Genomic DNA, 20,670 nt, shown 5'->3' with positions numbered 1-20,670 from the left:
CTAATGCTGCTTTCTTTAACCCTCTTCATTGGATTCTTCATCCTCGTCGTCGCAATCTTTCCCTACCTTGTTTTCTTTACAGGAATTCATCTGGGAAAAAAAGAAGTCCCTGCTCAGGAACCAGAGGATTATCCGGAGATCAGTATCATCATTGCAGCATACAACGAAGCATCAGTTATCAGGGAGAGGATCTTCAATATAAAAGAATCCGAGTATCCAATCGATAAATATGAAATAATTCTTGTTGATGACTGTTCATCAGATAATACACTTGGGGATGCAGAAGATGCTTGTCGGGAGGCGGGCATCAACAATACGGTAATGAAGAACCAGGAACGTATGGGGACAAACAGATCCATTAACAGAGCGATCGAAGCTGCAAGCCATTCCATTCTGGTTACAACAGATGCCGATGTCTTCTTTGAGAAAAATGCTCTTAAAAAGCTGATCACAAGGCTCATGAGCGAAGATAGGATTGCTGCAGTCTGTGGTGATCTCAGGCCACTCCCTGAAGAATTGACACACACATCCCAAATAGAGAACACATATCGCGACTACTATGGGAGGATGTGTGCATGGGAGAGCGCAGTCGATTCAACATATAACTTTAATGGCGGGCTTGTTGCATTTAAAAAAGATCGCGTGCATCGGATCGATGATCGCCGTGGTGCAGACGATGCAAACACCGCTTTTGAAGCTATCAGACGCGGATACAGGGCAGTCTATGAAATTGATGCTGTTGTTTACGAGGATATACCAGAGAACTTTTCAAGACAATATAAACAAAAGATCCGGAGAGCCACCAGGCTGATTGAGGCAACAGTCGCAAATTTTGACTTATTGAAGAAAAAGAGACCATTTTCACGACTCTTCTACCCGCTCAGAATAATGATGTACCTTCTAACTCCTCTCCTCTTCTTCATCAGTTGTATCTTCCTGCTGACCAGCCTTCTTCTCATCAATTTTCTCCTACCCATTGGAGCAATTGCTGCATTTCTAGCAATCAGCCTCATCTCGAAGAGCAATATCATAACAGCCTTTGTAACAAACCAGGCATATCTCCTCAGAGGACTCCTCAACCTGGGAAAAGACATGCGGGTGTGGGAGAGTACCTCAAAGAAGCAGTAACATTTAATCGAAGATGGCGTGTATAATACCACACCCAAATTGGCCCAGATACACTTGTCTGAGTATAATTTTTACCTTCTCAAGCCGTAGATGTATTCCATGTGCGGCATTGCAGGGCAGTGTATCATAGGTGGCGGGCAGGTCAGTCCTGACCTTCTCCACCGGATGTCTCAAACCCTTGCTCACCGGGGACCGGATGGCGATGGAGTCTATGTAGACGACCGGATCGGCCTTGCACACCGTCGCCTTGCGATCATCGACCTCTCGGAAACCGGTAACCAACCGATGTCAAATCAGGATGAGACCATCTGGATCGTCTACAACGGTGAGATCTACAATTATAAGGAATTGCGAGAGGAACTCCGGGATCTTGGCCATACATTTAGTTCCGAATCTGATACCGAGGTGATTATTCATGCCTATGAAGAGTGGGGTGCAGAATGCCTGTCACGCTTCAATGGGATGTGGGCATTTGCACTCTGGGATAGTATGAGAGAGGAGCTCTTCTGCGCACGTGATCGTTTCGGGATTAAGCCGTTCTATTATTTAATAATGAACGGTTCATTCATCTTCGCATCCGAGATCAAGGCACTAAGGGAACACCCATGTATTGGAAGATCCGTAAACGAAGCACGCCTCTCTGACTTCCTTGGATGGGCGTTAACCGATCATACAGAAGAAACCCTCTTTGACGGCATCTTCCAGATCCTTCCCGGCCATACCCTGACTGTGACAGAAGCAGGTGTCGGAGAACAGATCCCATACTGGGAGATCTCCATGAACCCGGCACTCAGAACAACCTCGACAACCGATGAAGAGTATGCTGAGGATTTTCTTGCCCTGATGAAAGATGCAGTCAGGCTGCATCTCAGATCTGACGTGCCGGTTGGAACCTGCCTCTCAGGCGGACTTGACTCCTCAACTCTCACCGCACTTATTAACAGGGTGCTTCGACACGATAATTCCAACAATGGCAATGAACTCCAGAATACCTTCTCAGCATGTTTCTCAGATAAGCAGTTTGATGAGAGTGAGTACATCGACATCATTGCAGACGATACACACGTCAGATCACATCCAACCTATCCAGGACCAGAGACAATATGGGAGGATCTCGATCACCTCCTCTACAGCAATGATGAGCCATTCGCAAGCCTCACCATGTATTCCCAGTACTGTGTGATGCGGAAAGCGAGCAGACATGTCAAGGTTGTTCTGGACGGTCAGGGTGCAGATGAGCTGCTTGGAGGTTATATCGCCTACCACATCCCACATCTCCGGGGCCTGATCAGGGCCAGTCATCCCCTCATTGCGATTAAGGAGGTGATCGGTATCCTCCGGCATCACCGGAGCTTCTTCTGGTTTGCACTACACCAGGTCATCACCCGGAGGAAGCGACGTGGATTGATCAGGATTGTAGGGGCTGATCCCCTTCCCAGATACCAGGGTACCCTTGGAGAAGCATTAGCAGTCGATCTCACCCGTGCAAACCTCCCCTACATGCTCCACTGGGAAGACAGGACATCAATGGCCTTCTCAATTGAGTCGCGTGTTCCGTTCCTCGACTACCGCCTGGTTGAATACCTCGCATCACTTCCTGAAGATCAGAAGATCAGGGGAGGCATTACAAAATATATCCTGAGAAAAGCAACAAAAGGACTCCTTCCGGAAACAATCAGGTGCCGGATGGATAAGCGCGGCTTCTCAACACCAGAGGAAGTATGGATGAAGGAGGCAATGCAGCCCAAAATTGTAAAGATCCTCACCTTACCCTCATTCAGATCACGCCCCTACTGAAATGCAGACGAGGTGCTTGCAACCTACCGTGACTTCGTCGAGGGCCGCTCCTCCTATTCAGGCGAGCTCCTATTCAGGCGAAATCTGGCGGATAATCTGCACGGAGCTCTGGCTCAGGCAGTGTATCGATACGCCCGGACAGGAAGATATGCCTGCCAGAGATATACCTGCAAGAGTTACAGAACCTGATCTGAACACAAATCCTATCTAACGGGAAAATACAAAATACAAAGAAGAGGCCATGTCAGGTCAGATTAATGGCTATCCCCGCCATCAATCCACGCCACATACCTCTCCAGCCCCTCGTGAATCCGCACCTTCGCAGACCACCCAAGGCCCTTCTCCGCCTTCTGCGCATCTGCCCAGGTATCCTGGACATCGCCTTTCTGCTCGTCGGCATACTCGATCCTCGCCGTTTTGCCTGTTGCCCCCTCAATGGCGGCGATCAGATCCCGGACACTGATCCGGTTGCCGCCGCCGATATTGAAGGTCTCACCACAGACAGCACTATTGTTGGCGTCACAGAGAGCCGCCGCCACATTCGCCTCGACGGCATCATCAATATAGGTGAAGTCGCGGGTCTGGGTTCCGTCGCCATAGATGGTGATCGGATCACCCTTCAGGATGGCCTTGACAAACTTGTTGATTCCCATGTCGGGCCGCTGCCGGGGGCCGTAGACTGTGAAGTAGCGGAGCGATACAGTCGGCACCCCATAATTCTTCCAGTACAGGTAGCAGAGGTGCTCGGCGGCGAGCTTCGAGACGCCATAGGGGGAGACGGGCTGCAGCATCCGGTCTTCACGCATCGGGAGCTCAATGTCGCCATAGACTGATGAAGAGGAGGAGTAGACGAAGCGCTTCAGCCGCTCAGATGGGCGCCCACCGGTTTCGGTTGCGGCGGCGGGTGCGGCCGCATCCGTTGCATTGGCATCAGGTGCATTGGCTTCAGTTGCATAGAAATCCAGCAGCCGCTGGGTCGCCTGGATGTTGTCGCGGGTGTAGATATCAAAGCTCCTCCCCCAGGATGCCCGGACACCTGCCTGGGCGGCAAGGTGAAAGACATAATCGACTGCGGGGAACGTGGTCATCTCCACGATATCCGCTTCAATGAGGGTGAACCGGGGGTGCTGCATGGCAGCAGCAAGGTTCTCTTCTTTTAGATCACGTGCATAGTAGTCCGAGAAACGGTCGATCCCGATCACCGCAAACCCGTCTGCGAGCAGCCGGTCGGTCAGGGTGCTCCCGATGAACCCGGCACACCCGGTGACGAGGGCTTTTGGCCTGGTATCCGGATCTGCTTCAATTTCCTTCTTTGATGAGCCCATGCGTATATGCACCTATATCCCTGCCCCCATATCTTTCTTTTCAGTTTCGTCGCAGGTTATTCTTCTGATTCTCCTGAGGTTTCATAGGTCAATCTCATGCCAGAAGCCTCAAGCACCAAGAACATAGCCCATGAACTGAAACACCCGATCAACCGCTATGAGCGCGAAGCGCTGATATCTTCTCGGCGGGGCGGGTAGCCCCGTTCGGTGACCGACAGGTCGCCCACTCCAAGAACCGGAGGGGGTAGGCGGTGCCCCCCGGAGGAGCGAGGAGTCAAGCCTCACTCAGTCACCAGTCCCGGCAGATCACCTTTCCATCAGACAAGCGCTTACAGGCAGCTTCCATCTCTAATTCGCATCTGCAGTCCTGTGACACTCCTCCCTTAGGCAATCCCCCCTGCCCCCCCTTCACTTGAAGGGGGGAGTAAGGATAGCAGGGGGGTCCGGGCAATCGGGGGGAGCGCTGGCGCCTGGTGCGGGCAATGGGTAAGCCCATGGAGGCGCGGTACAGAAATTAGTACTATGGCGATTGCAGGCCGGGGTGCGTTCTCCTTTTCGTGGGGGCACGGTAGGGAGCGGTAATTTGTTTCAGGTGCAATTCATTTTTCAACACCAATTGAAATGGCAATAAAGGAACACAATAGGCTCTTGACACACTCCCAGGACAATAGTAGTGGGCTTTCTGCTGCTATGATCGTAAGACTGAAGATGAGGAAAAGAAAAACACAAAAGCAATTGAACTCCAGCTCATTGCGTTTGCATGTGATAGTATCCCATTAGATCCGAAGCCAAGAGCGAGAGAGACGTATGTAGCCATTAATCTATATCCAATCCCGAATATGTAGTATGATTGGATTATTCCAGCGAGGAACTTCTAGCTTACACTCAATAGCTATTTATGGAGAATCTGGAGGGGTATCGTGAAAATGTATCTTGATGTATGCTGCTTATGCCGACCATTCGATAACCAGGCAATGAATCGTATTCACCTTGAGTCTGAGGCGATTAAAGAGATCCTGATACGATGTACAACATCTGACTAATCCTTGGTAACAAGTGATGCGATTCGATATGAGATCTCACGAATTCCTGACATGACATTAAAGAGAAAAGTAGAGCAACTTGCGGCTATAGCAACCGAGCATGTTCACATCACAAAAACGATCTCAGAGCGATACTTTTCGTTTGTAGGATTGGGTGTCGATTCTGCGGATGCTCTGCATCTTGCATGTGCTGAATCCATTGGTGCTATTATGCTTACAACAGATGACGCACTTATAAAAATTATTAAGAGCAACAAGGATAAGATATCTCTTAAAGTTATAAATCCGGTTGAATGGCTCATGGAGGTGAGCAGATATGCAGACTAAAACATTGAATGAAATTCATAAGCAGGGAATTGATGCACTGGTACAAATTCTTGGTCCGGTTGATGCAGTTCGTTTCCTCCAGATATATGATCCTGGTGCCGGTGATTACACAAAAGATAGGAAACGGTGGCTGGAATCAGATCCGGAAAAATATATAGCGGATGTCATTGCCCATAGTGCAAAAAGTCAAAAAACTTGATGCGTATAAAAACCAGTTAGATATTGTCTTCTAAAGACAGATCTTTTCTTTTCCCGAAAGACCACATTAGACAAGCGCTTACAGGCAGCCTCCCTCTCTCTTTGATATCTGTCAGACTGTGCCATTGACATCACCCCGGCAATCCCCCCTGCCCCCCCTTCACTTGAAGGGGGGAGTAAGGATAGCAGGGGGGTCAGGGCAATCGCGGGGAGCGCTGGCGCCTGATGCGGGTAATGGGTAAGCCCATGGAGTCGCAGTGCATGGAGTAGTACGCCAGCGATTGCAGGCAGGCGGTGCTCCTCTTCTCAAATGGGATCGGCAGGGCGCGTCAACTATCGATATTCTGCATCTGAAGGAGAAACAGTGCAACCTCATGAGTGCAAGAGCGCAGATATCTTCCCGGCGGGGCGGAAAGCCCCGCTTGGTGACCGCAAGGCCGCCCTCACCGGAGACCAGAAGGAGGATAGCAGTGCCCCCCTGAAGGCCGCAGTGAATAAGGAGTTATTCGGTTATGTCCCATATAAACGGATAGGCAGGTGCTTTGCATACAGAATAAAGTCACGATCTGAGGTATAAATCTGCAGATCTGCTTCAACTGCCACTGCACAGATTAAAAAGTCAATATGTGAACCCTGAACACCGGATCGTCTGCAGATGTTAAAAAAGTCAGCGGCCCTCTCATAGTACTCACGGTAAAGGGGCAGGTCTTCAAAGGATTGCAGATGCTCTGTGAGTTCATTGAACTGTGACATTGATGAGACCCCTGAGAGTAATTCCTGCCTGATTGGACCGATCATAACAACCCGTGCATCATCGATCAGATCGATCAATACACTGACCAGTACTTTTTCATCCTCTGACAGAACACCTCTTCTCCTGAGCGCAAGAGACCAGATTGAGGTATCAACAAGGACTTTCATCTTCGCAGACGGTGTTTTTTATAGTCATACTCTGGATCATACTCTATCTTTCCAAAGAGTTCCGTGATCCGTACCTGTTTTCTTCTCCGAATATATTCCTCAAGAGCTTCAGTAACCGCGGCTTTCTTCGTGCGGGCTCCCCCGATTGCCTGGGCCTCAGCAATGAGATGATCATCGAGCGCAAGATTTGTCCCCATAGTACACATACCACCACACATTTGGTTACACAAAAGTGGTTTCATATACGTATAAATTTAACCCGCATCTTCGATCGTTACCAGGTGCAGTTGGTGGCGTCTACGGAAATACTCTCTAGTTCATGGAGGATCAGAGCTCCGTTCTTCTTCCGATCCTGATACGTTGAAATGAGGAGGATTTCATCATCCTCCAGCTCAACTTCTCCAATGAGCAGGGAATCGATGATTCGTTCAATTTCGTGTTGGAGGGGCAAAACATCAGTTATCTCTGGTTGTTTCATTTCATCGCTTTATGGTTTATTGTGCTGACCTGTCATAATACATATGATGATGAACACCCATTACGTACATATGAGATCCTGCATGCCCCCCACAGAAGACCTTGCAGACAAAGCCCTGAAGCGTATCAAAGCTATCGATGGCTTTGATCGCGTCTGTTTCATCTTCCTCTATGGATCTGTTGCAGCGGGGCAGGCACGGGCAAATTCGGATGTCGATCTCTGTCTCTGGTATGATGGCGATACAACTGAGGCTGAACGATTCCGGTTTGCATGCATAAAAGAATTATCAGATTTCCGTATTGATATCCAGATTTTTTCACATCTCCCGCTCTACATCAGAATTGAGGTCATCCGGGGCCGTCTGCTCTATGCAAAGGATTTGCGTTTTGCGTATGATGTTGCATACCGGACGATCAGGGAATTTGATAGGTTCAAACACCGTTTCTACGACTATATCGGAAAAGAGGCGATGGTATGAGGGGCGGCATGAGTGGTGTAGTCAGGGACACACTGATCCGGACAAAGCTTATCGAAATGGAGGAGAGCGTCCTGCTGGTGAAGAAACATCTGCCGGAATCGTTTGAAGAGTTCCTTGATATGGGCCTCTTGAAGGATGGGATCTACAAACGAATCGAATATGCAATTGAAAATGTCTTCGACATCTGCGCAATCCTGAATGCGGATCTGAAGCTTGGGATTCCAGGCGAGGATGAGGATAGTATCATCCACCTCGTGACACATGGAATCATCAGGTCTGAAATGTATGAAAAACTCAGGACAATGAAGGGTTTTCGCAATCTGGTGGTTCACAGATATGGCCGGATAAACGATGAGATTGCATTTACAATCCTGCAGGAAAACCTTGGAGACTTTGCTCTCTTCAAACAGGCCATTATAGAATACCTCAACACAAATGCAGATTGATTTGGATAATTCGTCTTTCGATCCCAAATCCCTACACCACTGCGGAATAAGATGCCGGGTTCCTCTCCCGGCCGAAATTAGTCTCTACGTTTTGGAGTTCCTGGTATTAAGTGATCCAACCCGAAATGAGATCATGCAGTCTCCAGCTGAACCGAAGTCAATACGGTAGAAGGCACACGCCTGGAGATATTGAGGATCTCAATTCCAACCAGGTTATTCTCGTCATCGTAATCGAGGATGACACCCGGCTTGATCTCTTCTGAATCCTTAATAGGGGCATCAGCCTCTTTATCGATGATCACTTTCATGGTCGTTATCTTCTGTCAACGATATTGTTATCACACGATTTGGAGATAGAATTGAATTTATGATGACTCGGAGTTGCCTTCTCTTTATATTCCCTCTTTGGCTTCCAAATGGCAAATCACATTATTCCAGATTTCTGTAGACAACTTTCCCTGGACCGACTTTGATTACATATATTATCAACGTATTTCGTTTTATATCAAGAATAACCCGGTATTTGCCCACCCGATATGTATACCAGGCTGAACCCGCCAACCGGTCAATGTGCTGAAATGGATCGTCACCAATGGCGTCGACACGCTCGATTATCCTGGCTGCGGTATCTTTTTGTAATTTCTCAAGGTTTTTCCTGGATTTATCAGTCCAGATAATGGTGTATCCCATTCAATCAAGACCGAGTTTCTGTTTGAGCTGGGCAGTCGAATAGACCCGGCCTGCCTTGATATCCTCAAGCGCTTCCTCAATATCCAAAATATCTTCTTCAGTTATTCCCTCTTCTTCTTTTTCCGTGGTAAGCCGTGAGATTATCTCGTTATAAGACTCACGGGGATATCGCCTCAACCTATCAAGTCTTTGTTTCACACCTGGAGTAATCTTGATGGTGGTTACTTCTCCTGCCATATACTAAAGTATACCTGAAGAGACATAGGTATTCCGCTAGACCATAAGGAATAGGAGAGTTGTCAGGGTAAACTCCCCACGGCTAAAGGGCAGGGCTTCCTGCACCACCGTCCACAACACCACCTGGTTGAATTGCAGAAGGAAGATACCAGGTTTCACGCAGTGACTTCGTCGTTTCCTTACTGGTTTCTTTTCATAAGGGAGCGGCAGGGCGCGTCAACCATTCATTTTATGCAGGGAAGGACAGAAATCAGGTATCTCCAGCTTTCCTCTGTATCTCATGGAGACCCAGTACAACCTCATGAGCGCAGGAGCGCTGCAATCCTCTCGGCGGGGCTATTAGCCCCGTTCGGTGACCACGAGGATCGCCATTACTGGAGACCGGAAAGGGGGTTCGGAGGTGCTCACCCTGAAAGGGCGGATGTACCATGATCCCATAATCAGATGATAATTCCACCCTTATATCCGGGTCCGCGGAGACAAGCGTTGACGATAGGGTCTTGTTTCTTCTCATCCCGGTGAAAGAAATTATATCTATGATCAGCATATAATAGAAATTAATGTCGGCTACGGAGATTATTCCCGTCTCAAAAAAGACCTATAACGAGATTCTGGATCTCAGACTCACGAACGAGACGCTCGACGAGACGCTTGCGCGACTGGTAGATAGAATAAAAAAAAGAGCGCCTCGCGGATGATATCGAAGAGGTAATGGCTCGCAATGAATTCATGGAGTTAGAGCTTTGACATTCCACCTTATGGTGGACAAACGAGGGCTTGAGTTTCTCAATTCGCTTGATATAAAAGATCAACGGATTATCAAAGACAAGCTGAAAATTTTACAGAATAATCCATATCCGGGTCAGGATGGAGACAAAGAAAAGCTTCGTACACATAAGAAACGGGAATCATACCGTCTCCATATCGCACGCTCGTTCACTGTGATCTATACCATCGATCCAGATGAGAAAACCGTCTATATCACTCATATCATGTCTATCGAAAAGGCACACCGAAGAAATGGGCATATTTAATAAAGCATTCATACCACCTGGATAACAGGAGCCCGGAGACTCACTCCGACCTCTCCACAATCCCCTTCATATATGCCACCAGATCGCCCCGCAGATCGTCCTGCTCAAGTGCAACATCAAGAATTGCCTCCAGGTAGCCCATCCGATCCCCGGTATCATACCGCCTGCCCGAGAACTCATAGGCATAGATATTCTGGCGGGCATTCAAAAGCCGGATCGCATCAGTCAGCTGGATCTCCCCACCCACACCCTGGCGGGTTGCATGGAGGCAGTCAAAGATCTCGGGCGTGAAGACGTACCGCCCGATCGCACCCGTCCGGGATGGGGCGTCTGCAAGGGACGGCTTCTCGATGATATCCTCCAGAAGCGAGAGCGAATCCTCAAGCGGCTTTCCCCTGATGATCCCATAACTTGAGACCATCGCATCAGAGACCTCTTCAACCGCCAGCACCGAGCAGCGGTACCGGGTGTAGGTATCGATCAGCTGCTGCGTACAGGGGGTATCGTTCTTGATGATATCATCACCAAGGAGAACGGCAAACGGCTCGCCGCTGATATGCTTCTCAGCCCTGAGTACCGCATCACCAAGCCCAAGCGGCTCCTTCTGCCGGACATAGTGGATATCAGCAAGCTTTGAAATATCACGAACCATCGACAGCACGCTGGCATTCTTTGGGTTCTTTGCAAGATGCATCTCCAGTTCCGGCGCATCATCAAAATAATCCTCTATCGCCCGCTTGCTCCGGCCGGTGATGATGATGATATCGTCAATTCCTGAGGCAAGCGCCTCCTGGACAACATAATGGATCACGGGAACATCAATGATCGGGAGCATCTCTTTCGGCATTGATTTGGTGACCGGCAGGAACCGGGTGCCGAGGCCGGCTGCCGGGATGACGGCTTTTGTGATGGTCATGGGCAGACAACCCCCGGTGCAGGGACTGATAGAGTACTGTTACGCGTCATTCTTATCGTCTTCTCCGTGGTTTGAGTATCTTGTTGTATCCCATTCATATGAGACGTCACGCACCTTCATAAGCATCTCATTTTTGAATTCTTCAAGTGGCAGGCAGGCGGGTTTTGAAAACCCGATTGCTTCGAGAGAGGATGGAATCCGGTATCTGATCAGGTTTCGGTCGGACGTCAGAAAATAGTCTGAATGATATGCCATCGAATAGGCGAGGTGAGTGCGATCGGTCGGCTCACGGATCATCCGGGTGTCAACTTCTTCTTCTCCCATAGTATAACAGAGTATCCGGACAGAATCATTTGGAAAGTGGACTGCGACATTCCAGTCATTGAGGAACTGATTCATACTGGTGATATAATCAAGCGCTTTTTTGTGCTCATGCATCTGGATGAAGGCTTCACCTAGAACCGATATGGACGTCTGAATTAAATAGCCTGCATTTCTGGCATGCTGAAGAGTGGTTCTTGATCGCGTATCTTCAGCACAGGTGAAAAAGATTGGTGTATCCAGAAAAATGGTTGGATTGTTCATGAATTCCTGCAGAATCGTGTGTTAGCGATCAGATGGCTTGTTCAAAACTGATCGGAGACGCCTCATATCTTCCAGGTACTCTTCCTCACTGACAGCATAGGATATCCGACCCCTTGTCACTGATCCACCGTAGGGTAACATCCCTCTCCTGTAAGGTTTCCCGATGACATCTTCGGGATTGAATTTCTTCTCCTTCATAATCTCCGGCTCCATATTATTCATATTCCTGAGAAAACAGATAATCCTTTGGATAAATCACCCATCCATACGCTTTGCCCTCGTTCCAATGCAGAGCCTGGTACAGTACACGATCGGATCACACATTACCAGCAGACCCCCTCATAGATGGATCCAACCGCTGCCTTCGGAACCCGCCGACCATCAATCACCAGCTTCCCGGTGTAATCGAGTGCGTCAAACTCCTTCCATTCTGTTGTGAGAAGGACTGCATCTGCAGTTGAAACCAGATCCTCTGCGGAATCTGCATATGAGATATCAGGGAAGAGTCTCCCAAATGATTCCATTGCCAGGGGATCATAAGCGATAACGCCCGCCCCCTCTTTCTGGAGTTCTTCGATGATCGGGATCGCCCGGCTCTCCCGGATATCATCGGTATCCGGCTTGAAGGCTAGTCCGAGGACACCGATTCTCCTGCCCCGGAGATCCGGGATATGCTTCTTCAGTAATATAACAAGCCGGAGGGGCTGGTTTTCGTTTACCGCAACCACACTTGTTAGGATCTGCGGAGGGACACCCTGAGACCTGGCCTGTGCAATTAGTGCACGGACATCCTTTGGGAAGCAGGAGCCGCCAAACCCGATGCCTGATCTGAAGAAAGCCGGGTTAATCCTGGCATCGAGGCCAACACCTTCAAAGACCTCGGCTGTATCGATGCCCATTGATTTACAGAGGTTGCCGATCTCGTTTGCAAAGCTGATCTTGGTGGCTAGAAACGCATTGCTCACGTACTTGATCATCTCGGCAACCGGGATTGCACAGGCGATCTTCGGGCAGTCAAAAGACCCATACAGGCTCTCAAGGATCTCGCGTGATGTTGAGTCTTCAGCACCAATCACAATCCTATCCGGCGAGAAGACGTCCGTGAGTGCTGATCCTTCCCGTAAGAATTCAGGGTTTGCTGCGAGCCCGAAATCGCGGAAGGCAACCTTCCCGGATGCGTCTTCAAGTGTTGACCGAACAATTCCCGTTGTTGTTCCAGACACAACAGTGCTCTTCATTACAACCGTATGCCATCCATCCTTCTCCCTGAGCACCTGCCCGATATCCCGGCAGGCAGCCTCGACATACCCAAGATCGATTGAACCATCCGGATTCGAAGGAGTCCCGACACAGATGAAGGTTACATCGGTATCCCGGATCGCGTCTCTGGTATTCGTTGTCGCAGAGATCCGATCCAGATTCTTTGTGAGCAGATCATCAAGGCCAGGTTCGAAGATAGGAGACCTGCCGGTACGGATACAGTCTGTTCTGGCAGGATCGATATCCACAAAGACAACGTCATTCCCAAGCTCTGCAAAGCAGGCGCCTGTTACTGCACCGACATAACCGGTTCCAAGTATTGATATGTTCACAATATATCACCGAACAAATAACGCTAAAGGAGTTACTACAATTATATCCGGGAGATTATTATTTGTAGATACCGTCTTTACCCAGATGAAGGAAGTCTAGGAAGCTTCAGTTTGGACCTGCCTGACCAGGAGGCAGAACCAGCAATCCTGTGGTCATGTCCCAAACAGAAGAGACCCACAAAAAGCAACCCTCATTATCACCCCCGATCAACAGATTATCCATGCACTACCTCATCACCGGCGGTGCCGGCTTCATCGGATCAAACCTCGCTGACCATCTCGCTGCAAACCACGAGATAACAATTGTTGATAACCTCACCACCGGCAGGCAGGAGAACATCAGGCATCAGAGAGATCACAGGAATATCACCATTATCAATGGGAGCATCACCGATTATGACCTGATGGTCGAGATCACAGACGGAATCGATGGTATCTTCCACCAGGCAGCAATCCCCTCTGTACCCCGCTCAGTCAAGGATCCAATCACCACAAACGAAGCAAACATCACCGGCACCCTCCGGCTCCTCGTTGCAGCAAAAGAAAACGGCGTCCGGAAAGTCGTTGCCGCCTCATCTTCATCAGTCTATGGCGACACCCCCATCCTCCCAAAGGAGGAGGGGATGATGCCAAATCCCCTCTCCCCGTATGCAGTCACAAAACTTACCGATGAATACTACGGCAAGGTCTTCACCGAACTCTATGGCATCCAGACAGTCTTCCTCAGGTACTTCAATGTCTTCGGCCCCCGCCAGGATCCGGCATCAGAATATGCAGCGGTCATCCCGAAGTTCATCACCCGCCTTCTGAACAACCAGAGCCCGATCATCTACGGTGATGGAAACCAGACACGCGACTTCACGTATATCAAAGACGTCGTCATGGCAAACATGCAGGCAATGGAAAGCGATGCAACCGGCGTCTACAACATCGCCTGCGGAAGGCGGATCACACTCAATGAACTCGCAGAAACCCTGATGGAGATCACAGGCAGCAGGCAACAAGTAATCTACGAAGCACCGCGTGAAGGCGATATCAGGGACTCGCTTGCCGACATCTCACGGGCAACGGCAGCATTTGGCTACACTCCCGGATATACACTTGAAGAAGGATTACAAGAGACGGTTGCGTGGTTTTTGGACCAGATGTAACATTCATACCGGACAGCCGCACGATTAACCCTTCCATCAGACGATTCATGTCTCATCCCCCAGTTTACCAAACATCCAATCCAGACCATCACCTGTATCATTTTCGTTGACTATGAAGTAGTCTACTTATATCTCAACAAATCTTCGTTGATCGCGATGATGAACTCCGCTTCCTCATGGGTCGATATCACTCGCAGAAACCCGAATGCATCATCATTCATGGCAGACGGCGAGTAGGAAAGACCACGCTCCTTGCACAGTTCCTGAAGAAGGCCAGGGGCTTCTACTTTCTGGCCTCAGAAGAAGGGACACATGCAAATATCCAGATTTTTGCACACGATGCGGGAGAATACCTGGGAGGAAAAACCCCATAAATCAACCAGAATCGAAAAAGAAGATGGGCCTGTCCGGATTCGAACCGGAGATCTTCGCCGTGTAAGGGCGACGTCATAACCAGCTAGACCACAAGCCCGACTCTGATTCCAATAGAATTGGCTTCTATCGAATTAAATACTGCCGATCACAGGAACAGATCAGCACTTTAAACAAAACTCCACAATACCCCTGCCTCAACCAACAGGGTGGAAACAAAAAGGGGGAAAATCAGCCCCTCCATGTCCTCCATGTCACCTTCGAAATGACAAAACCCACTTCAGAGTAGCCCAAATGACTTCAGCGTAACCTCTGAGTTCACAGCACCCACATGGTACACCGCGCCCTCGGAGATCTCGTTAATCACCACTTCTGCAGGGGAGAAGAGCGACGTATCGATCTGGTAGAAGTCATAGTTGGCCTCTTTGAAGATGTCGTTGAAGGGCTTTCCATACCCCTTCGAGGTGTTGCTTGGTATCTTGTCGAGATAGTCCTTAATCTCCGGCGCATCCATCGTCAGGCAGATCTGCCCGTGGTAGATGGTTGCGTCATTTGTGACACCCATCGCAAGTTTTGGTCCGCGAACCGGCGGAATCGGTGCAGTGCCAATACCCGAGATGATCTTCTTTGTGTCAAACCCAAGCTCGTTGAGCTTATAGACCGCAGTCTCGACACACCGTCCGGCAACCTGAATCGACCCGACAAGTGATGATGTCGGTGCAACAACTGCCGCAACATTCTCAACCTCGACCTTGCAGGCTTCTGCAATCTTCTCCATAACCTCGCCATTGGGCAGAATATCAGACTCAAGGCAGATCACGGTTGCATCGAATTCATCCTCGTACTCGATTACTTCATAGGTGTGTTTCGGCTTCAGGGAGAGCGCACGTGCAGGACCGCTGCCCATTGCGAAATAGTTCCCGGCCTTCACTGTCCACCCGGCCTTCTGGGCGCCGAGACAGGAGATCGCGGGGAAGTCCGTATTGATATCAATGAACGGCTGGGGAATCCCGCCAATCTCGCCCATCCGGTAGGTAACCTCTCCAAGGCCTCCCATGCAGATCCGGGTGAAGAACTCGCCCGCACCATACCCGCCGGGAACAGCAACGCCACAGTCGACGATGCGTGAGCCGTTGTCAAGTTCATGATACGCCACATTGAAGAGATCTGAGAGTTCCACAAGCTCTTCGAAGAGATCCAATCCAAGTTCATTTACACTGACCATATAATCCCTCTGTCACCAGTACTAGGGTTTTGGAAAACAGATAAGAGTTGCTAAATTGATTCACGTACCCCCATCTCGGCGAGCACCATATCCGGGCTGTAACGCGGCGTTATCACCCGCGTTCTCCCCCTTCCGGTTCTATAATCAAGGTTTATCAGCCGGATGGTATCCAGCTTCCGGATGATCTCATAGTACCTCGTATACCCAAGAGTCATCTCCTCCTTTACCCGGGCATACACGTCTCCAGCTGCCATTCCCGCCTCTTCAGTACTCATCCTGGCAATCACCCCGAGAACCGACTGTTCGTCACGCGAGAGAGCCTTCACAAGCGACGCAAGATGGAAGCGCCGTGAGACCTCGTAAGCGCGGTGGATATCATCCTCCTCAATCGATCGCCGGGCATCCCGTTCCGCGAGCAGGCCTGCACGTTTCAGGAGATCGATCCCAACACGCAGATCCCCGGCCTTCATTGTGTTGTCGACCACCTGCTGAAGCATCTCTTCTGAGATGACCCCGGGATAGAAACCCTGCTGTATGCGCATTCTCAGGATCTCCTCCATCTCTGCTGCAGTATAGGGGGGGAAGAAGACCTCAGTCGGCCTCAGGACAGATGCAACACGTGAATCAAAAGCAGTCGCCGGATCAACATCCATATCAGAGAAGATGACGATTACACCCACCTTCACCATCTCATAGGTTTCATGCGCACGGAGGAGCGGGTAGATGACGTTATTCAGCTCATTTTCATAGAGGAGATAATTTGCATCATCAAGGCAGATGACCAGGACAAGATCCTCCTTCTGGAGGACCCGGCATACTGCGTCATAGACCTGGTTGAAACTGGTCCCGCTGGTTTTTGGAAGATGGCCTGCCAGATGCTTGTAGACCCTTGCAAGAATCGCATATCGGGTGTTATCGATCTTGCAGTTCACGTGGACGCAGGCAATCTTTTTCGTATTCTCCTCTATCTCGTCGAAGAGCTTCCGGACAGTCGTCGTCTTCCCGGTACCAGGCGGGCCGCGGCAGAGTGAGTTGAGCGGCCGGCTACCCCGGAGCGCTGGCTGAACCTGAAACGAGAGATCAGCCATCTGGGCATCACGGAACCGGAACTCGTCGGGAACATGATCTATTTCAAAGACCAGGGGGTCGCGGAAGAGCGTCTCATCCCACATCAGCAGCTTCTTCGCCAAGAACCTAAACCTCGTTTGAATCAGGATTTATTCATGCATTCCTTGCAGAGTGTTTTGTTCATAAAGAGGTGGCTGACATCATGCTGAACCTTATTCACCTCCACACCACATGCCTCGCAGACAAATGCAGATGCGGCAGGCTCGCGCATTTTGGAGGGAGCAGCTCCAGCAGATGTGTCACCTGCCAGAAGAACATCATTGCCTGAAGATGGCTCCGGACCAGGTGCTGGTTCGTCGGGTGATCCAAAACCACTATCTGTACCATCACCTGTTTCCATAGATTTTTCAGGAGATCCAGGAGTATCTGGGCCACTCCCCTGTCCCATTTCTGCAGGCTCTTCCAAAACCCCTGCATGCACATCTCCACCCTCTGCTGCACGCTCCTCTTCCGGACGTTCTGCATTATCTGACGCAAGCAAAAGATCGCCAGATAGTTCGAGTGGATCCGGCGTGTCGTTTCCAGACGAGTCATAGTACGCGGGATCCTCCATGCGCTCCTCGTCACCTGTTACCGGGCACGAGGTGAAGGTGCTCTCTGGCATCCCAAAATCGCCTTCCAATGATTCTTTCTGGAAATATGATCCAAAAACCCGGTTTCTGTAGTGATCGACCCGCTCCCGTGTCGCCTGATCATCACGGCCGATTGTGTCGAGCACACCATCAAGAAACCTGACAAGTTCAGAGACATCCTCCTCTGATTCAGCCTCCCCTTTGAGATCAAACCTGATGTTCTCGAAGTTATCAAGATTGATCGTAATGCCGATCGTCACCTCTTTGCGGGTACCCATACAATCACTATCCTCTCAAGGGTGAATATGGTTTGCGGAAAAAACCTTCCCGCCAGACAACCCTGACAATAGTGAGTGGCAGATGATGAGAGTTACCCCCGCTGACGAAACGGATGATGATGCAAGGGGTCTGATGCCACCGCTTCCACTTTTTCACTCATTCGTCCTAGAGAAGAGAAACGGCAGGAGCTCCGGCCCCTGCAGTATTCCATAGGATCCACGCTCCCCTTCCCGCTCAGAGTACTGCGTAGTCTCATCACGACCAAGTCCAAGAACCGCAAACGGAACGGGATCGCGCGTATGCGTCTTCAGGCGTATTGGAGTCGGATGATCGGGGAGGAGCACAATCATCCCGTCAAATTCTTCCAAAGCAATCCCAATTGCCTCATCAAGCCGCTCAATTGCGCGTATCTTCTCTTCAATGCTGCCAAGATGACCTGCCTCGTCAGGTGCTTCAACATGCACATACACAAAATCAAGCCTCGCTGCCGCATCAACTGCATACCGGATCTTTTCCCGGTAATTGGTATCCAGGTATCCGGTTGCACCAGGCACCCTGATCACCTCCATCTTCGCAATCCGCGCGATCCCAAAGAGGAGATCAACCCCTGAGATCATGCCGCCTGACCGGGAGAACTGTTCCTGAAACGAGGGAAGGGATGGTGTCTTCCCCCCGCTCCATGGCCATATCATGGTCGCCTCAGATTTCCCTTCCCGTGCACGCGCCCGGTTCACCGGGTGATCTGCAAAGACCTCTGCTGAGACCTTCATGCAATGGCGCAGTATCTCTTTATCCTCACCCTCAGGAAGGAACGAGTCTATCTCTTTGCCGACGATATCGTGTGGCGGTGTCGTCTCTGCACCGCGTGCATGATGGAGGAGCAGGAGATTCCGGTAGCTGATCCCGGAATAAAGAGACGTACCAGCCAGCGCTGGTTGCAGTGAAGCAAAGAGCTCCCTGCCCTCTTCACTTGAGATATGCCCGGCAGAAAAATCTGCCATCACACCGTCCTGAACCGTCACCAGGTTGCAACGGTATGCGATATCATCATGAGCAAGTACCACGCCCATTGATGCCGCCTCAAGCGGCCCCCGGCCTGTATAGTAGCGTGCCGGATCATAGCCAAGAACCGAGAGGTTTGCTATATCTGATCCTGGCTCAAATCCTGACGGAATAGTCTGAAGCATCCCCATACGTCCATGCCGTGCGATATAATCCATATTCGGCGTCGATGCCGCTTCAAGAACAGTCCTGCCGCCAAGTTCCGCAATCGGCTCATCAGCCATGCCATCTCCGAGGATGAGCAGGCACTTTTGCTGTGATGTCTGTAGTACACCCGGGTTCATCCGGATCAACATTCGTCTTTCGTATCATTAAAAGCCCCCATAGCACCAACACTACCCTGTGAAACCTGCAATGAGATTCATGGAGGCAGTCGGCATCTTTCTGCGAGGCCTCCTGATGGGAGGATCAGACATCATACCAGGCGTATCCGGCGGCACAATGGCCTTTATTACCGGCATTTACGGGCGGCTCATCAATGCGATAGCCGCTGTGCGCCCACAGACTGCCATCAGGCTACTGCGCGGAGACATCCAGGGGTTCAGGCAGGAGATTCTCAGAACCGATCCCCTCTTTCTCATCACCCTGCTTGCCGGTATCGGTACTGCCGCGCTGCTCATGTCACGAGCAATCCTGCATATCCTCGACAGCTATCCGGGCGAGGCATTCGGCCTCTTCTTTGGGATCATCGTTGCCTCGTCCATTGTCATCGCACTCCAGGTGGAAGCTGAAAAGCGGGATGCGTTTCTCTTCATTGCAGCAGGCTTCTGTGGAGGCTACCTGGTGGGAAGCCTGCCAATTGGATCATTTGGTCACTCACTCCCGGTGATATTTGCAACCGGCATGATAGCGCTCTGCGCAATGATCCTTCCAGGCATCTCAGGCGCGTACCTGACGCTCGTCCTCGGCCAGTATGAGTATATGCTCGAGGCGTTGCGCGATGTATCCATCCCTGAGATCACCGCCTTTATTGCAGGCGGCGCAATCGGAATACTCCTCTTCTCCCGCGCTCTCCGATACCTCCTTGACCGCTATACCGCTGCTGTCCTCGCCACCCTGACCGGCCTGATGCTCGGATCAACGAGAACACTCATTGAGCGGATCAATGACGCAGGCGGATTCACAACCGACGTTATCCTGGCCTGCATAGCCGGAGCGGTACTGATCGGCACAATTGAGTATTTCAGGCAGAAGAAGCGGGAGAGCGTGATACAGAAGACCCAATAAGTGAGAGAGCAGCTCATCCCAATTCCGACTCTTCTCCAGCGTTCTGATCGCCAAGTTTTTCCTGAATTCTTCGGAACGTGGGAAATGATCCAGGGGAAGAGATCCCGATGCAACAACCGGGAACATTTGGGAGTGACTAAAAGCAGTTGCAGCGCGGATATCGGGGGCGGGGTCAAGCGAAGGGAACAGGATGACAGAGATGATAAACCCTTGCTCATCAGAGCAACCTGAAAGGCGATTCTGAAAGAATCGGGCGTTTATCTGCTCTGGCCAGCCCCCGAAGCATTCCCGCCCCTTCCGTGCCAGCATCTGCGGCCACCTGGCTCAACCTCTCCTGCGAAGCATGTGCGGACGGAGAAGAGGGCGGTGGGGGCCTACTGACATATGTCGTCATTTTTATAATCTAGAGCTTTTCGATTAACCCAACCAACAACGATCACTTGAGAGTTGAAAACCCAA

General features: G+C 50.4%; 25 protein-coding genes and 1 tRNA gene. 10 read left to right on the top strand and 16 right to left on the bottom strand.

Annotated features, from left to right (window positions below):
• Positions 1-3 precede the first annotated feature (3 nt).
• Entirely contained in the window at positions 4-1,128 is a 1,125-nt protein-coding gene (locus ABCO64_RS05590; RefSeq protein ID WP_253460880.1) for a glycosyltransferase, read from the top strand.
• A gap of 99 nt (positions 1,129-1,227) precedes the next feature.
• Positions 1,228-2,925 carry an asparagine synthase (glutamine-hydrolyzing) gene (gene asnB, locus ABCO64_RS05585; protein ID WP_253460877.1) on the top strand — a complete coding sequence of 566 codons (1,698 nt, stop codon included), beginning with the start codon at positions 1,228-1,230 and terminating at the stop codon, positions 2,923-2,925.
• 254 nt (positions 2,926-3,179) lie between these two features.
• Here the strand turns inward: asnB and ABCO64_RS05580 are convergent, their stop codons facing one another.
• Positions 3,180-4,262 (bottom strand): GDP-mannose 4,6-dehydratase, encoded by a 1,083-nt coding sequence (locus ABCO64_RS05580; RefSeq protein ID WP_343089252.1) that lies wholly within the window; start codon positions 4,260-4,262, stop codon positions 3,180-3,182.
• A 1,034-nt stretch (positions 4,263-5,296) separates the two neighbouring features.
• Here ABCO64_RS05580 and ABCO64_RS05575 point away from each other — a divergent pair.
• A complete protein-coding gene (locus ABCO64_RS05575) occupies positions 5,297-5,620 on the top strand; it encodes a PIN domain-containing protein (protein ID WP_253460871.1) in 324 nt (107 codons plus the stop codon).
• Entirely contained in the window at positions 5,610-5,819 is a 210-nt protein-coding gene (locus ABCO64_RS05570) for a hypothetical protein (protein ID WP_253460868.1), read from the top strand. The genes ABCO64_RS05575 and ABCO64_RS05570 overlap by 11 nt, the downstream gene beginning before the upstream one ends.
• Before the next feature lie 509 nt (positions 5,820-6,328).
• On the opposite strand, the gene vapC is transcribed toward ABCO64_RS05570, so the two are convergent.
• The 3 genes from vapC to ABCO64_RS05555 all read right to left on the bottom strand — a co-directional run bounded on the left by vapC (position 6,329) and on the right by ABCO64_RS05555 (position 7,217).
• Positions 6,329-6,739: a type II toxin-antitoxin system VapC family toxin gene (vapC, locus tag ABCO64_RS05565; protein ID WP_253460865.1), complete on the bottom strand. Its 411-nt coding sequence runs from the start codon at positions 6,737-6,739 to the stop codon at positions 6,329-6,331.
• Positions 6,736-6,936 (bottom strand): type II toxin-antitoxin system VapB family antitoxin, encoded by a 201-nt coding sequence (locus ABCO64_RS05560; protein ID WP_211529865.1) that lies wholly within the window; start codon positions 6,934-6,936, stop codon positions 6,736-6,738. Before ABCO64_RS05560 ends, vapC begins: the two co-directional genes overlap by 4 nt.
• Before the next feature lie 77 nt (positions 6,937-7,013).
• Complete coding sequence (locus tag ABCO64_RS05555) at positions 7,014-7,217, bottom strand: hypothetical protein (protein WP_253460862.1); 204 nt, start codon at positions 7,215-7,217, stop codon at positions 7,014-7,016.
• 82 nt (positions 7,218-7,299) lie between these two features.
• Between ABCO64_RS05555 and ABCO64_RS05550 the strand changes: the two genes are divergently transcribed.
• Positions 7,300-7,695, top strand: coding sequence for a nucleotidyltransferase domain-containing protein (locus ABCO64_RS05550; RefSeq protein WP_253460859.1), 396 nt, complete (start codon positions 7,300-7,302; stop codon positions 7,693-7,695).
• Positions 7,696-7,703: 8 nt separating this feature from the next.
• Positions 7,704-8,141: a type VII toxin-antitoxin system HepT family RNase toxin gene (gene hepT, locus ABCO64_RS05545; RefSeq protein ID WP_253460855.1), complete on the top strand. Its 438-nt coding sequence runs from the start codon at positions 7,704-7,706 to the stop codon at positions 8,139-8,141.
• A gap of 131 nt (positions 8,142-8,272) precedes the next feature.
• Here hepT and ABCO64_RS05540 read toward each other — a convergent pair whose 3' ends face one another.
• From ABCO64_RS05540 to ABCO64_RS05535, 3 genes are all read right to left on the bottom strand, one after another.
• Positions 8,273-8,449, bottom strand: coding sequence for a DUF2283 domain-containing protein (locus ABCO64_RS05540; protein WP_253460851.1), 177 nt, complete (start codon positions 8,447-8,449; stop codon positions 8,273-8,275).
• Between the two features lie 121 nt (positions 8,450-8,570).
• Positions 8,571-8,831, bottom strand: a complete 261-nt coding sequence (locus ABCO64_RS10965) for a type II toxin-antitoxin system RelE family toxin (protein WP_367227091.1) — start codon at positions 8,829-8,831, stop codon at positions 8,571-8,573.
• Complete coding sequence (locus ABCO64_RS05535) at positions 8,832-9,068, bottom strand: DUF7557 family protein (RefSeq protein ID WP_253460848.1); 237 nt, start codon at positions 9,066-9,068, stop codon at positions 8,832-8,834.
• 560 nt (positions 9,069-9,628) lie between these two features.
• Here ABCO64_RS05535 and ABCO64_RS05530 point away from each other — a divergent pair.
• Entirely contained in the window at positions 9,629-9,766 is a 138-nt protein-coding gene (locus ABCO64_RS05530; RefSeq protein WP_253460845.1) for a hypothetical protein, read from the top strand.
• Positions 9,767-10,142: 376 nt separating this feature from the next.
• Here ABCO64_RS05530 and galU read toward each other — a convergent pair whose 3' ends face one another.
• The 4 genes from galU to ABCO64_RS05510 form a co-directional block, all read right to left on the bottom strand.
• Positions 10,143-11,018 carry a UTP--glucose-1-phosphate uridylyltransferase GalU gene (gene galU, locus ABCO64_RS05525; protein WP_253460842.1) on the bottom strand — a complete coding sequence of 292 codons (876 nt, stop codon included), beginning with the start codon at positions 11,016-11,018 and terminating at the stop codon, positions 10,143-10,145.
• A 39-nt stretch (positions 11,019-11,057) separates the two neighbouring features.
• Positions 11,058-11,603: a hypothetical protein gene (locus ABCO64_RS05520; RefSeq protein ID WP_253460839.1), complete on the bottom strand. Its 546-nt coding sequence runs from the start codon at positions 11,601-11,603 to the stop codon at positions 11,058-11,060.
• A 21-nt stretch (positions 11,604-11,624) separates the two neighbouring features.
• Positions 11,625-11,816, bottom strand: a complete 192-nt coding sequence (locus tag ABCO64_RS05515; protein ID WP_253460836.1) for a hypothetical protein — start codon at positions 11,814-11,816, stop codon at positions 11,625-11,627.
• 110 nt (positions 11,817-11,926) lie between these two features.
• Positions 11,927-13,195: a UDP-glucose dehydrogenase family protein gene (locus ABCO64_RS05510; RefSeq protein WP_253460833.1), complete on the bottom strand. Its 1,269-nt coding sequence runs from the start codon at positions 13,193-13,195 to the stop codon at positions 11,927-11,929.
• A gap of 221 nt (positions 13,196-13,416) precedes the next feature.
• Between ABCO64_RS05510 and ABCO64_RS05505 the strand changes: the two genes are divergently transcribed.
• Together ABCO64_RS05505 and ABCO64_RS05500 are read left to right on the top strand one after the other, a co-directional pair.
• The gene (locus ABCO64_RS05505; RefSeq protein ID WP_253460831.1) at positions 13,417-14,346 is read left to right on the top strand and encodes an SDR family oxidoreductase; all 930 of its coding nucleotides are present in this window, start codon (positions 13,417-13,419) and stop codon (positions 14,344-14,346) included.
• Between the two features lie 128 nt (positions 14,347-14,474).
• The gene (locus tag ABCO64_RS05500; protein WP_343089304.1) at positions 14,475-14,720 is read left to right on the top strand and encodes an ATP-binding protein; all 246 of its coding nucleotides are present in this window, start codon (positions 14,475-14,477) and stop codon (positions 14,718-14,720) included.
• A gap of 24 nt (positions 14,721-14,744) precedes the next feature.
• Here ABCO64_RS05500 and ABCO64_RS05495 read toward each other — a convergent pair.
• The 5 genes from ABCO64_RS05495 to ABCO64_RS05475 all read right to left on the bottom strand — a co-directional run bounded on the left by ABCO64_RS05495 (position 14,745) and on the right by ABCO64_RS05475 (position 19,268).
• Positions 14,745-14,818 (bottom strand) — tRNA-Val (locus ABCO64_RS05495).
• A 180-nt stretch (positions 14,819-14,998) separates the two neighbouring features.
• Positions 14,999-15,943, bottom strand: a complete 945-nt coding sequence (gene mch / locus ABCO64_RS05490) for a methenyltetrahydromethanopterin cyclohydrolase (protein WP_253460825.1) — start codon at positions 15,941-15,943, stop codon at positions 14,999-15,001.
• Positions 15,944-15,993: 50 nt separating this feature from the next.
• Entirely contained in the window at positions 15,994-17,133 is a 1,140-nt protein-coding gene (locus ABCO64_RS05485) for an ORC1-type DNA replication protein (RefSeq protein ID WP_253460822.1), read from the bottom strand.
• A gap of 20 nt (positions 17,134-17,153) precedes the next feature.
• Positions 17,154-17,921: a hypothetical protein gene (locus ABCO64_RS05480; RefSeq protein ID WP_253460819.1), complete on the bottom strand. Its 768-nt coding sequence runs from the start codon at positions 17,919-17,921 to the stop codon at positions 17,154-17,156.
• A gap of 153 nt (positions 17,922-18,074) precedes the next feature.
• Positions 18,075-19,268, bottom strand: a complete 1,194-nt coding sequence (locus tag ABCO64_RS05475; protein ID WP_256472537.1) for a cofactor-independent phosphoglycerate mutase — start codon at positions 19,266-19,268, stop codon at positions 18,075-18,077.
• 70 nt (positions 19,269-19,338) lie between these two features.
• Here ABCO64_RS05475 and ABCO64_RS05470 point away from each other — a divergent pair, with 70 nt between their 5' ends.
• Positions 19,339-20,211 (top strand): DUF368 domain-containing protein, encoded by an 873-nt coding sequence (locus tag ABCO64_RS05470; RefSeq protein ID WP_253460813.1) that lies wholly within the window; start codon positions 19,339-19,341, stop codon positions 20,209-20,211.
• Positions 20,212-20,670: the final 459 nt, after the last annotated feature.

The sequence above is a fragment of the Methanocalculus natronophilus genome (assembly GCF_038751955.1).
In the GTDB taxonomy this organism is placed as follows: Archaea; Halobacteriota; Methanomicrobia; order Methanomicrobiales; family Methanocorpusculaceae; genus Methanocalculus; species Methanocalculus natronophilus.
Note: the sequence above shows the minus strand (reverse complement) of the source record. Positions and strands in the feature narration are given on the sequence as shown.

What these genes read in the sequence shown, in the direction of transcription:
- ABCO64_RS05590 (WP_253460880.1), top strand. Translation starts at nt 4, where the DNA reads ATGCTGCTTTCTTTAACCCTCTTCATTGGATTCTTCATCCTCGTCGTC.
- asnB (WP_253460877.1), top strand. Translation starts at nt 1,228, where the DNA reads ATGTGCGGCATTGCAGGGCAGTGTATCATAGGTGGCGGGCAGGTCAGT.
- ABCO64_RS05570 (WP_253460868.1), top strand. Translation starts at nt 5,610, where the DNA reads ATGCAGACTAAAACATTGAATGAAATTCATAAGCAGGGAATTGATGCA.
- vapC (WP_253460865.1), bottom strand. Translation starts at nt 6,739, where the DNA reads ATGAAAGTCCTTGTTGATACCTCAATCTGGTCTCTTGCGCTCAGGAGA.
- ABCO64_RS05560 (WP_211529865.1), bottom strand. Translation starts at nt 6,936, where the DNA reads ATGGGGACAAATCTTGCGCTCGATGATCATCTCATTGCTGAGGCCCAG.
- ABCO64_RS05555 (WP_253460862.1), bottom strand. Translation starts at nt 7,217, where the DNA reads ATGAAACAACCAGAGATAACTGATGTTTTGCCCCTCCAACACGAAATT.
- ABCO64_RS05550 (WP_253460859.1), top strand. Translation starts at nt 7,300, where the DNA reads ATGCCCCCCACAGAAGACCTTGCAGACAAAGCCCTGAAGCGTATCAAA.
- hepT (WP_253460855.1), top strand. Translation starts at nt 7,704, where the DNA reads ATGAGTGGTGTAGTCAGGGACACACTGATCCGGACAAAGCTTATCGAA.
- ABCO64_RS05540 (WP_253460851.1), bottom strand. Translation starts at nt 8,449, where the DNA reads ATGAAAGTGATCATCGATAAAGAGGCTGATGCCCCTATTAAGGATTCA.
- ABCO64_RS10965 (WP_367227091.1), bottom strand. Translation starts at nt 8,831, where the DNA reads ATGGGATACACCATTATCTGGACTGATAAATCCAGGAAAAACCTTGAG.
- ABCO64_RS05535 (WP_253460848.1), bottom strand. Translation starts at nt 9,068, where the DNA reads ATGGCAGGAGAAGTAACCACCATCAAGATTACTCCAGGTGTGAAACAA.
- ABCO64_RS05530 (WP_253460845.1), top strand. Translation starts at nt 9,629, where the DNA reads ATGTCGGCTACGGAGATTATTCCCGTCTCAAAAAAGACCTATAACGAG.
- galU (WP_253460842.1), bottom strand. Translation starts at nt 11,018, where the DNA reads ATGACCATCACAAAAGCCGTCATCCCGGCAGCCGGCCTCGGCACCCGG.
- ABCO64_RS05520 (WP_253460839.1), bottom strand. Translation starts at nt 11,603, where the DNA reads ATGAACAATCCAACCATTTTTCTGGATACACCAATCTTTTTCACCTGT.
- ABCO64_RS05515 (WP_253460836.1), bottom strand. Translation starts at nt 11,816, where the DNA reads ATGGAGCCGGAGATTATGAAGGAGAAGAAATTCAATCCCGAAGATGTC.
- ABCO64_RS05505 (WP_253460831.1), top strand. Translation starts at nt 13,417, where the DNA reads ATGCACTACCTCATCACCGGCGGTGCCGGCTTCATCGGATCAAACCTC.
- mch (WP_253460825.1), bottom strand. Translation starts at nt 15,943, where the DNA reads ATGGTCAGTGTAAATGAACTTGGATTGGATCTCTTCGAAGAGCTTGTG.
- ABCO64_RS05480 (WP_253460819.1), bottom strand. Translation starts at nt 17,921, where the DNA reads ATGGGTACCCGCAAAGAGGTGACGATCGGCATTACGATCAATCTTGAT.
- ABCO64_RS05475 (WP_256472537.1), bottom strand. Translation starts at nt 19,268, where the DNA reads ATGAACCCGGGTGTACTACAGACATCACAGCAAAAGTGCCTGCTCATC.
- ABCO64_RS05470 (WP_253460813.1), top strand. Translation starts at nt 19,339, where the DNA reads ATGAGATTCATGGAGGCAGTCGGCATCTTTCTGCGAGGCCTCCTGATG.